The 533-nt window shown below is 51.2% G+C and carries 1 pseudogene; it reads right to left on the reverse strand.

The features are described from left to right. Positions 1–533, reverse strand: a pseudogene (locus F0228_RS25700) (hypothetical protein); the annotation flags it as partial.

Below are 533 nucleotides of genomic sequence, written 5' to 3' on the forward strand. Positions count from 1 at the left end.
ACGCCCAGCGTCGCTGCTTTGATACTTTGTTGCTGCTGAGCGATTAAACTGCCTTTTCTCTGCGCTTCTGTCTGGCTCGCGCACAGGTTATCGCCTTGTCCTACTGTACAACCCAGCAGTTTAAACAGCTGGTTATTCAGCGCTTGCTGCTCGTTAGCAAAGGTCTGTCTGAACTGGTCGCGTTGGTAGCGGTAGTTCGTCGTCGCGTTTTTCGCCTCTTGCAGCGCTTTCTCTGCCGACGGTACTACGTCATACGCGCTGCTTTTGAGTAACGTTTTAATCGCATCAAACGAGTCATACACGGTGTTGCCTTTGTCTTTGAACCCTTGTAGGAACAGAACAAAATCATCCGGAAGCCCTAGGTAGTTACCCTCACCTTTTAACCACTGAATCACCGAGCCCAGTTTCATCGTAAGGCTGTTGAGTTTTGCCTGCTCTGTAGCCAGCATGGCGTTCACTGGCGCATCGCTGCCCAATAGCTGCTCAAGCTGCGTGGCTTTCGACGTCACACTGTTAAGCAGAGTTTGCGCTTC

The sequence above is a fragment of the Vibrio sp. 99K-1 genome, assembly GCF_013114585.1.
In the GTDB taxonomy this organism is placed as follows: Bacteria; Pseudomonadota; Gammaproteobacteria; order Enterobacterales; family Vibrionaceae; genus Vibrio; species Vibrio chagasii_B.